The following is a 10,466-nucleotide window of genomic DNA, read 5'->3' as shown; positions in this document are numbered from 1 at the left end:
AGGTGGGGGAGTTTCAAGTGACCATACCCGGGGGATTTTGACCGACCCACGGGGAACCCGGGTCAGGTCCCTGGCGACGATGACGGGCTCGCCTTCGGGTACGTGCGACGGACCGACCGGCTTCTCCGGCTGAAGAGAATGCTATCGTGCCGGAGCAGGGTTATGAATGCATCTTCGATCGACCGCGTGCTGGTTCGACCTTTCAGATCCGACGGCGCGCTGGTCGCGAAGATTTTTCCGTCGTTCATCGCGATCAGCCAGACGAAACCCTCGGACATGTAGGCCGTGGCGACTACCACGCTCCTTCCGGCCCTTCGCGCGCGCAGACGATCGCTCAGGTCCCAGAACTGGCAACGCGACAGCGGGTGGACGAATGCGGCTTCTTGCGAAACGAAGGCTTTGATCGCAGCTTCATGGAGGCCCCACTCGGCTTGACCAGTACCGATCTGACCGGCGTTGACAGCAATGAGCGAGGTGGTGGCGATCATCAGGAAGTTCTTTCCAGTTTCAAAGTTGCCGTCGCCGGATCGGCGGCATCCATCATGCTCTGGAAGGCATTTGCGATCAGGGCTTCAAGTTCGGTGCTCGGCGCGTCCAGGAGTGACCCCATCCGAAGCACGTTCCTGAATATGGACACGCCAGCCAACAGGGCCGCGAGCACTGCGATTGGCACAATATTCGATTGATCGAGTTTTTGAGCGAGGGATCGACAAGCGCCCAAACAAATTTCCGAAGCAGCGGTGCGGCTTCCCGGCTGGCAAGCGAGCGAATGACAATATCGAGCGCATGCCCCCCCGCGGGCACGCTCCGAAACCACCTGCCTTGCGAGTGCGCCCGCAAGACTGTGCGCCAGCCTGTGAACTGCTCATCGATCTGCGCCGAGGCCTTAAGGGTCTCGACAGACAGACGCTCTTTGGAGCCGAAGCAACGGTGTACATAGGCGACATCAACCCCACATCGGCTGCGATGTCGCGCAAGCTGGCCTGTTCGTACGATCTTTTGAAAATCGCTCGATTGCGGCTTTCAGGATACGATCGCGCGAACGGACCATAGGTTGCGATCTCGCCTTGGGGGGCATGGGAGCCTCGATATTATCCTCGTTCGAGCGAATCCATAGCATTTGATCTCGTCAATACCTGTTCACCTAAATTTAACTCCGACCGTCCACGGGGCCATAAGGTGTTGGCACTCATGAATGAGGAAGTATCTTCTATGAAGATGGACGCACAGCATCGACATTTTCGTTCGCCACTCGTGATTGGGCACAATCGCTCAATGGAGTGCCGAAGAGCCTCTACGGCACGTTATGAAAGGAGGCGTTGGGACGAATAGGTCGCTCTCCTTCCGGGTTGTTCGACGACCGCGAGCATAAGCGATCCCGCGAGCAGGGTTGCAGAGCCCGCCCAACCGCACGGTGTCTCGTGGACAGGCGAAGAAGAAGGGGGGTGACAAGCACCGTGAACGCTGGGGCCTCTGTTCTTCTGGCCATCATAGTAGCCGGCGGCGGCTATTACTGCTGGCAGAAGCTCGCAAATCACGACCTGCCCGCAGGCATCGCTGCTGGTAACGGCCGCATCGACGCGATGGAGATCGACATTTCTACCTAGATACCCGGTCGCATCAAAGAAATCCTTAGTCAACGAAGGCGATTTCGTCACGGTGCCAGGTGCTCGCACGCATGAGTACCAATCAGCTGGAAGCGCAGCGCCGCCAGGCGAAGGCGCAACCGCAACGCGCGATTATCGGCGTCGGTACCGCCAGGAGACTTCTTACCCAACGCCAGGCCGAGCGCAAACGCGGCGGTCGCGACCGCCGCCATGCGCGAGGCAAAATTCGAGGCCTTCTGGGTCTATGGCGTCGGCGAAGATCCAATTGGCGGTCTGTGAGGAGGGGTCTGCCAAGCCATTGAGCGGGCATCGTATTCTCTAGCGGATCGAGTCTTGCGATTGCAAGCTTTCGGGCCTCGAGGGTCCAACATCTTGATACGCATCCGGCGTAGACCGCAGGCTGGTTAGATCATTCCCGTTGCCAGCGCGTGACCAGCTTGGGGTTTCTTTGTAGAACCTGACGAGCTCGATCAGGTTTTCGATGCCAAGATCGGTGAACGCCTGAACACGGAGCGCCACCCCTTCCACGTGATTCTCAAGCTCGACAGGAACTGTCGGTGGCGCCGTAGTTGGATAGTCGAACACTAAGCCAGGTGAGCAGGCGTTGACTGCTTTTGGGTAAAAGCAATATCCACCGAATAGCTGCGGGTCTCGCCCGACAGGGCGACCGGCTCGACGCCGTTGATCTTTGCGCTTGTGCAGGGCTCGATCGCGAGCACGCAGGCCTGCGGACGCAGATCGTGCCAGAGCTGAAGATGCGGAAGCGTGCTGACGTCGAATCTGACGGCAATCTCCAGCGTCGCGCCGTGCTCCATCGGTGTCGCGAGCCTGCAAACGGCGGAAGCGCCATCACCGTCGGCAGGAAAGCTGACGGATTCAGACAACAGCGAAACATCAGGCAGCCCCTTGACATCAAGCAACCGGCGAGAGCCAAGGGTCACGGACGATCCCGGCGCGAGAGCCGGGTAGCCGAAATTGAAGTGATAAAGACTTGCCTGCGGTGTGGGTTCGTTTGAAAGGTTGGTCACCTCGTCGCGGATTCACGGCAGGTTACCGCCGATGGGCGCCTCGAGCCGGCGCCTGAGACGCAGCGCCTCGCCGCCGAAGCGGAACTGCATGACCTCGCCCTCGCAGAACAGCACGGGGTCGCTCCGATTCCAGTCTTCGCCGTGCGCCGTCACGCGTGCCGGCGTGAACGGCAGTCGGCCGTGCATGGGATGGCCAGGCACGGGTTGGCGAAAATGATCCAGCCCGCAGGTGACGAGGAATCCGGAATTGGTGCGGCTGTAGCCGCGCCCGTCGTCCTCCTCCGGATGGTGCAAATGCGGGCTGCGGAAACCGGCCATGCTCTGCCAGGCGACCGGCATGCCTTTCCACCACAACGGCCCGATGTCGAGCGATCGGTCCCCGAGTGCCCAGAAATCGAGCCCATTTCCATTGGAGAAGGCAAGCGCGGCAACGCCGCGCTCCACACCCTCGTCGAGCACGATGCGCCGCACGCTCGCAAACTGCTTGGGATCGCCGACCTTGGCGCGCAGATTGTTGTAGGTCACGACGAAATCTCGCGTTGGGCTGTCGACTCGTGCAGGTCGAGCCTGCCAAACGCTTCGGGCGGCGCCTCGTTGGCAGCCATCAGCCGCGCCATCAGCGCCACCAGGCGCGCCTCCTGCTCCTCGTTCTTCACCGGCTGCTGTTGGCCTGGATCCTTCGCGAGGTCATAGAGCCGCGTATCATTCTCAAGCAGCGCGCCCGGGCCATAATTGAGATACATCGGCGAGCGTTCGATCACGGGGACCTTGAGCAGCTTTGCGCCCTTGGTGAAGGGGAAGCCCTCCGACAGCGATGCGCCGGCGAGCTCCTCGGGCAGGAACGGCGAGCGAATATGCGTCGGCATCACCGTGTACTGGAAGATCTCCTGCGTCTTCAGGTCGGCGGGAAAGCGATGATAGGTGTAGTGCCCGTCGGTGATGTTCACCGCGCCGCCGAAATAGCCGAACAGCGCCGCTTCGCGTAACGGCTGGGGGGATCGCGCGGCCTTCAGGATCGAGTGGCCCTCCATCTCACGCGGCGGCGTCACGTCGAACAGATCGAGGAACGTCGGCGCGAGGTCGATGGACTGGGTCAGAACCGTGCTTCGCGCGCCGGGTTGCGGGCGCCGCGGATCGTGCACGAACAACGGAATGTGCACGATCTCCTCATAGAGGTTCATGCGGTTCTTGGCCCAGAAATCGTGCTCGCCGAGCAGGAAGCCGTGATCAGTCGTGACGACAAGGGCGGTGTCCTTCCACATGTCGTGGCGGTCGAAATCGTCGAGCAGCTGTCCGAGCAGGAAGTCGCACATCGACACAACGGCATAATAGTTTGAGCGCAATTCTTCGCATTCGGCCGGCAGCTCGTCGACCCGGCCATAGCGCGGCCAGTCGCGGATCGGCCCGTTCCAGCCGCTGTCGAACGGCGCCTTGAAACGGGCCGGCGCGTGGAATGGCTCGTGCGGATCGAAGGTCTCGAGCTGGAGCAGCCAGTTGTCGGCGTCGCGGTTGCGGTCAAGGAAGTCGAAGGCGTGCGCGAAGCACTGCACCGAGGGGAAATCCTTCTCCTCCTTGATGAACTCGCGGTTGATGATGTTCTGCGAGTGATATTTGCGCCGGTCGGTGGTGAACTGGCGCGCGTGATACATCTCGCGCAGACGCTCCCAATGCGGCTGCACCATCGCCTTCCAGGGATCGCCTTCCTGGCCGCGCACGAACTCATAGCTGTCGTAGCGGTTGTGATAGGTGGCGCCGCCGTCCTCCCAATAGTGAAAATGATCGGTGATGAGATGGCTGTAGACACCGGTGTGATGCAACAGCTCCGGCATCGCATTGTCGAACGGCTCGAGCGGGCCCCAGCTGCGATGCAGGAAGCTGAGCCGGCCGGTGAGCAGATCGCGCCGTGCCGGCATGCACGGCAGGCTGCCGACGTAATGCCGGTCGAAAGTCAGCGTCCTGGCGGCGAGACGGTCGAAGTTAGGCGTCGGAATCCTGATGCCGCCATAGGCGCCGAGCAGATGGCGGTTGAGGGAATCGAAGAGAACGAAGACCGTCTTCATGGCATTTCCTTCGCTGGTCGCGTCTTCTTTCACGGCGCCGTCTTATTTCACAGCGCCTTGGGTGAGACCCGCCACGATGTAGCGCTGGCCGATGATGAGCAGCACCAGGGCTGGCAGGATCGACAGCGCGGCGGCGGCCGCCATCTGCGTGTAGAGAATCTCGTATTCCTGAGCGAATTTGGCGATCGCGACCGGCACGGTTGCGGTCTGCTTCATGGTCAGCGTCAGGGCGACACCGAAATCATTCCAGCTGAACACGAAGGTCAGGATGGCGGTTGCGGCAAGGCCCGGCGCAGTGATCGGCAGCACGATCCGCCACAACAGAACTGGCGTCGTGGCGCCGTCGAGCCGGGCGGCCTCCTCGAGCTCGACCGGAACGTCGCGCACGAACACGCCCATCAGCCACAATGCCATCGGCAAGTTGAGTACGGTATGCGCGAGCACCACGGCGGTCAGCGTGTTGTCGAGGCCGACCGTGCGCATGATCGTGAACCAGGCGCTGGCGAGCGCCAGCGGCGGAAACATGTGAAACACCAATGCCCAGCCGAGAAAGATGTGCACGAACCAGCGCGGCCATGACATCCGGTTGAGCGACCACGCGGCCAGTGTGGCAGTGACGAGGCAGATCAGCGTGCTCAGCGTGCCGACGACGAGCGAGTTGCGATAATTGACGAGGAAATCAGAGGTCTTGGAGAACAGCACTTCGTTTAAGTTCTTCAGGACCGGCGTGAACCAGAACGCCCCTGATAGCAGCGAGATCTGGGTGCGGAATCCCGCAGCGACGACCCAGACGATTGGGATGAGCACGAGCAGCGCCGCCGCCATCAACAGGGCATGAATGGACAGGGCGCGCACCCTCGGAGACGCCATCATTTCGTGGCTCCCATCCGTCCGCGCGCCGCGAAGGCGGCTGCGAGCAGAATGCAGGTCATGAAGATGATCGCGACAGACATTGCCGAGCCATATCCGGTCTGATCCTCGCGGAAGAAGCGCTGGTACAGCGTGAAGCTCATGACCTGGGTCGATGTCCCGGGGCCGCCGCCGGTCAGCAGATAGACCTCGTCGAAGACCTTGAACGCCAGCACGAGGCGGAAGGCGAAGGTCACCATGATGGTGGGCAGCATCATCGGCAACGTCACATAGGTGAGCTCCTGCCAACCAGAGGCCCCGTCGATCTTCGCGGCCTCGTAGACATCCTGCGGCAGCGATTGCAGACCGGCCAGGAACAGCAGGAAGCAGAACGGCGTCCAGTGCCAGATGTCGACGAAGATCACTGAAGCGAGGGCCGTGGTGGCCGAGCCGAGCCAGTTGAGGGGATCGATGCCGACCAGCGCGATGGCCTGGTTGACCAGGCCGAAATCGAAGTTGAGCAGCAGCTTCCAGATCGCGCCGACGACGATGCCGGGAACCAGGATCGGCAGGATGAAGATGGTGCGATAAAGCAGGCGGCCGCGGGTGACGCCGGTGCAGAGCAGTGCGAGCGCGAAGCCGCACAGCATCTGACCGCCGACCGCAAACAGCGCGAACAGGATGGTGTTGAGAATGCCGGCGCGGAACAGCGTATCGCCGGCAAGCGCGCGGTAATTGTTCAGGCCTGCGGCGGCGAAGCTCGAATGGCCGCCACTCCAGCTCACGGTGAAGAAGCTGGTCGCGAACAGATTGGCCAGCGGCAGCACGCTGAGCGCCAGCAGCAGCAGCAATGCCGGCGACAGCGTCAGCCAGCGCCACAGCCGCTCGTCGAGGCCTCGCTGGAAATCGGACGCGCTCGGCTGGCTCGCCAGCGCGGATGGCTCTGCTACCACCGCGGCGATGTGCGCGGTGGCGCTCGCGGTCGGCTTAATGGTCGGCCTCAGGGCAGTGCCGGCAGTTTGCCGGTGTTGTAGTTGCGCTTGGTCATGACGCCAAAGACCTGCTCGGCCATGCTGTTGAGAGCCTGTACCGATGTCGTGTTGCCGGCGACCGCCTGATTGAGGCCGAGCTCGAGGATCGAGATCACCTCGCTCGCCTCCGGGAACTGGTAGATGTTGACCGCGTGCGGCAAGGCTTCGCCGAGCGGTTTCATCCAGCGATAGCGGCGTTCCTGCGCGATGGGATCGCGATAGGTCGCCGCGCTGACGGGAATGCCGCCGAACTTGGCGTGCGCAAGCTGGGCCTCCTTGGTCTGGTACCAGCGGAGGAATTCGAGCGCGCTGCGCTTGCGATCGTCAGGCACGTTGCGCGCGATGCCGCCGAGCCAGTGGCCGAGGCCGGGACCGGTCGAGAAGCCCTCCGCGTGCGGTGTGACCGCGAACTCGACCTTGTCGACCACGGCGGACTTGTCGGGATCATCCATCTGCGACCACGCCGAGACCACCACCATGATATGGGCGGCCTTGCCGGTCAGCATGTTCTGGATCACCTCCGCCTGTTCGAGCGAGGCGGTCTGCGGATGGCCGGCTTCCTTGGCGAGCCGCAAATAATAGTCGAGCGCCGTGCGCCCGGCCTCGTTGTTGAGCGTCACCGTGTAATCGCCGACGGCCTGGTTCTTGAAGATGCCGCCACCGAAGCCGTAGAGATAGGGATAGAAATCGTAGCTGACGGTCGCCGGCCCGCGGGCGCCGCGCTGGACGATGCCGTAGCGGCTCGGCGGCTTGTGCAGCTTCCTTGCGTTCGCTTCGAGCTCGGCAAACGTCTCCGGCGTCTTCAGGCCCGCGTCCTTGTAGAGATCGCCGCGATAGTAGAGCAGTGGGATGAGCGGCGAGATCGGCACCGACATCAGCTTGCCGGAGGCTGACATCGTCTTCTTGTCGGCATCGAAATAAACCGTGTTATCGAGCGTGTAGACATCAGGGTCGAGCTTGAAGGACGGATCGATCGCCGCGATCGGCTCGACGAAACCGCCGAAATACATTTCGGCGATCCAGCCGGAGTTCATGATCAGCAGGTCGTATTGGCCGTTCGCGGCACGCACCGAGTTACGCTGCTTCTCCAGCGATCCCGCGAACGGGTTGACGTCGAGCTCGACCCGGTTGCCGGTTTCCTTCTCGTAGAGCTCCACCGTCTTGCGGAAGCTGTCGAACCAGGGCGACTGGTTGACGACGATGGTCATCGGCGCGACCTTGGCCGCCGCCGCGTATCGCCACGGGGCAGCGAGCCCCAGGGCGGCCGCGCCACCTGCACCCACGACCTGACGGCGCGTCAGGCCACGCTTCCCGCTCTGTCCCGGCATCCCAATCCTCCCGCCCGCGTTCGGCCGATTCCGGCTCTCTCGGAGGTGAAGCAAAACAGGATTTAGGTATTCTTACAAAGAGATTATTGTGCCGTAGGTATAGCTAAAAGCTATGCCGTGCTCCTGCGACCACGAACCTCTTCGGCGCAGATGATCTTGAGCTCGCCGATGATTTCGGCTGCTGCCGGCGAGACCCAGCCGCCCTTGCGGGTGATAACGCCGGCATCGCGCGACAAAGCGAGTTCTGGAACGTTTAGCATGACGAGGCCGTCACCTTCAGGCGTCTGGAGCGTCTTCGACACGGTGGTCGCCAGCGCGTCCGATTGCCTGAGCACGTTGAACTGGAGCGCGACCGATCCGCTTTCGAGCACACTCGAAGGCGGCGGCAGGTCGTTCGAGACAAAGAGGGAGTCGAGCCTGCGGTGCGCCCGCGTCGAATGCGGCGGCTTGATCCAGGGATACTGCAGGAGATCGCGCATGTTGACCCGCCGCCGACGGGTCAGGGGATGACCGCGACGGCAGCAGACGCCGAGCCGATCGGATGTTAGCGTCATCGTCTCGAAATCCTGCTGATCTTCCGGCGCCTATGTTGTCGCAACCAAGGGACGTTTCTTCGCCGACCTAATGGTCCGCCAAGAGTTCTACAACATCAAGATGGACAATGCGGGCTTCGCCTTCGCCAACCAGCCGGTCGGCGCACACGGCTATTCGATCTCGGCGTCGACTGGGTACAACTTCGATCTGGGCAATGACTGGTTCATCGAACCGTCGGCGGGATTCATCTACTCCAGGACGTCCGTCGATAACTTCACGGCCCCCGGCGTCTCTGGCCCGAATTTCACCGGCATTGCCGGCATCATCCAGACCAACGATGTCGAGAGCGAGATGGGTCGCCTCAGCTTGCGCGGTGGCAAGACAATCGCGACGCCCAACGTCATCTGGCAGCCGTTCGCATCCGCCAGCGTTTTCCATGAATTCGCCGGCAACGTCACCTCAAACTACACGTCGCTGAACGGCGTATTCCCTGTCGGCGGCGCTCCATTTACATATAACCAATCGACGACGACTTCGCGTGTCGGCACCTATGGCCAGTATTCTGTCGGCGTCGCGGGCCAGGTAGTCAACACGGGCTGGCTCGGTTTTGTCCGCCTCGACTATCGCAACGGCTCCAACATCGATGGCTGGACTGGCAATGCCGGCATCCGCTATCAGTTTACGCCTGAGACGATCGCTGCCGCGATTATGCCGACGAAAGCCGTACGCATGGTCAAGGCGCGGCCAATTGCGGTCACCGCGACCAATTGGACAGGTTTCTACGTCGGCGGTTTCTTCGGCGGGTCTGCCGGTCGCACCGACGTGAGGTTCGGCGATCCGACGACGGACAGCACCCGGCCCTGGAGCAGCGGCGTCTTCGGCGGCGGTCAGCTCGGCTACAACTACCAGTTCGGTAACAGCTGGGTCGTCGGTGTCGAAGGTGACATCGGCGCAGCCAACATCCACGGCGCACGGACCGTAGGCACGCAGGCCTTTGGGGCCGGGATGACCTCCGCATATTTCGTTGCCGAGGACAAGACAAACTGGGTGGCGAGCCTGACAGGCCGCGTTGGTTACACTTGGGGACGCACGCTTTGGTACGTAAAGGGCGGCGGCGCCTTCGAAGATGGCCGCACGAACGCGACCTGCTACAATCCGCAGGGCGTAGCAGTGGCGAGCGTCTGTAACAATGGCGCCGGCGCCTTCATCGCGAGCGGCACCGGCTTCAGTATCTCTAACACCCGCATGGGCTGGACGGTTGGCTACGGCACCGAGTTCGATCTGGGCAGGAATTGGTCGGCGAAGGCGGAGTACGACTACCTGTCGTTTGGCCGCGATCGTGCGCTCGCCTCCGACGGCACGACGAACATGTCAGTCAAGGCGGACAACATCAGCCAGGTCAAGGTAGGCCTCAACTATCGCTTCGCTCCCCAAACGGTTGTCGCCAAGTACTGAGGCGCTGGGCACGATCGACCCGTTTTTCCCTGAATCGAAACAGGCGGCCCAATCGGCCGCCTGTTTCCTATGAAGTCTGCCAGGTGGGGAGGGCTGCCGATGCCAAGGTGATAGAAATCGGCGTGGGCAATCTCCACGAATTCGATGCCGGCGCTGCGTCAGGTCGCATCGGATGAAACAAATCTTCGGCTATGCGTTGCCGCACCAGAGTGCGATGGACGAGGCCGTACCGCAAAAGATCACAATGGGCTTAGTGATCCGGCGTGTTAGCCGTGAGTGCTATGCAAGACATTCGGTTGCGACATAGTGTATCTCCATGACGGGCACCGCGAGACTCTATCGCCGCCATTACCCGTCACGGAGACTGGACGTCCCTCTGACTCTCTGATCGCGCAAGAAGGCCAGCTCCGTTATCACTTGTATAGCTGCGGGTATGGTCATGACGTTACAAAACTGAAGACTGCAAGCGGTTCCGCCCGCCAAGCCGCTGCTGAGAGCTCATCTTGAACGTTTTACGCTTGGTGACCTGCCCCTGAGTATTTCCTCCAGATGGAGTTAGAGTCCGGCCTGAAAA

Annotated in this window: 8 protein-coding genes and 4 pseudogenes; 3 read left to right on the top strand and 9 right to left on the bottom strand. The window is 61.7% G+C overall.

Annotation, left to right across the window (positions count from 1 at the left end):
- Positions 1–152 precede the first annotated feature (152 nt).
- A pseudogene (locus JHD07_RS21760) lies at positions 153–371 on the bottom strand (hypothetical protein); the annotation flags it as partial.
- 116 nt (positions 372–487) lie between these two features.
- Entirely contained in the window at positions 488–610 is a 123-nt protein-coding gene (locus tag JHD07_RS21755; protein ID WP_283805943.1) for a hypothetical protein, read from the bottom strand.
- 835 nt (positions 611–1,445) lie between these two features.
- Here JHD07_RS21755 and JHD07_RS39835 point away from each other — a divergent pair.
- On the top strand, positions 1,446–1,607 hold the full coding sequence (locus JHD07_RS39835) for a hypothetical protein (RefSeq protein ID WP_155248813.1): 162 nt from the start codon (positions 1,446–1,448) through the stop codon (positions 1,605–1,607).
- A gap of 47 nt (positions 1,608–1,654) precedes the next feature.
- On the opposite strand, the gene JHD07_RS39830 is transcribed toward JHD07_RS39835, so the two are convergent.
- The 7 genes and pseudogenes from JHD07_RS39830 to JHD07_RS21720 form a co-directional block, all read right to left on the bottom strand.
- Positions 1,655–1,819, bottom strand: a complete 165-nt coding sequence (locus tag JHD07_RS39830; protein WP_155248812.1) for a hypothetical protein — start codon at positions 1,817–1,819, stop codon at positions 1,655–1,657.
- 372 nt (positions 1,820–2,191) lie between these two features.
- A pseudogene (locus JHD07_RS21745) lies at positions 2,192–3,079 on the bottom strand (DUF4432 family protein).
- Between the two features lie 77 nt (positions 3,080–3,156).
- Positions 3,157–4,695 (bottom strand): sulfatase, encoded by a 1,539-nt coding sequence (locus JHD07_RS21740; protein ID WP_024343443.1) that lies wholly within the window; start codon positions 4,693–4,695, stop codon positions 3,157–3,159.
- A 42-nt stretch (positions 4,696–4,737) separates the two neighbouring features.
- On the bottom strand, positions 4,738–5,568 hold the full coding sequence (locus JHD07_RS21735) for a carbohydrate ABC transporter permease (protein WP_028139159.1): 831 nt from the start codon (positions 5,566–5,568) through the stop codon (positions 4,738–4,740).
- The gene (locus JHD07_RS21730; RefSeq protein WP_155253864.1) at positions 5,565–6,497 is read right to left on the bottom strand and encodes a sugar ABC transporter permease; all 933 of its coding nucleotides are present in this window, start codon (positions 6,495–6,497) and stop codon (positions 5,565–5,567) included. The genes JHD07_RS21735 and JHD07_RS21730 overlap by 4 nt, the downstream gene beginning before the upstream one ends.
- A gap of 47 nt (positions 6,498–6,544) precedes the next feature.
- Entirely contained in the window at positions 6,545–7,903 is a 1,359-nt protein-coding gene (locus tag JHD07_RS21725) for an extracellular solute-binding protein (RefSeq protein WP_028139158.1), read from the bottom strand.
- A 110-nt stretch (positions 7,904–8,013) separates the two neighbouring features.
- Positions 8,014–8,472 (bottom strand): annotated as a pseudogene (locus JHD07_RS21720) (LysR substrate-binding domain-containing protein); the annotation flags it as partial.
- Between the two features lie 22 nt (positions 8,473–8,494).
- Between JHD07_RS21720 and JHD07_RS21715 the strand changes: the two are divergent.
- Positions 8,495–9,010 (top strand): annotated as a pseudogene (locus JHD07_RS21715) (autotransporter outer membrane beta-barrel domain-containing protein); the annotation flags it as partial.
- A 135-nt stretch (positions 9,011–9,145) separates the two neighbouring features.
- Positions 9,146–9,892 carry an outer membrane beta-barrel protein gene (locus tag JHD07_RS21710; RefSeq protein ID WP_349509819.1) on the top strand — a complete coding sequence of 249 codons (747 nt, stop codon included), beginning with the start codon at positions 9,146–9,148 and terminating at the stop codon, positions 9,890–9,892.
- Positions 9,893–10,466 lie beyond the last annotated feature (574 nt).

It is taken from the genome of Bradyrhizobium sp. (genome assembly GCF_016462955.1).
GTDB lineage: Bacteria > Pseudomonadota > Alphaproteobacteria > Rhizobiales > Xanthobacteraceae > Bradyrhizobium.
This window is presented reverse-complemented; position numbering and strand designations above follow the sequence as displayed.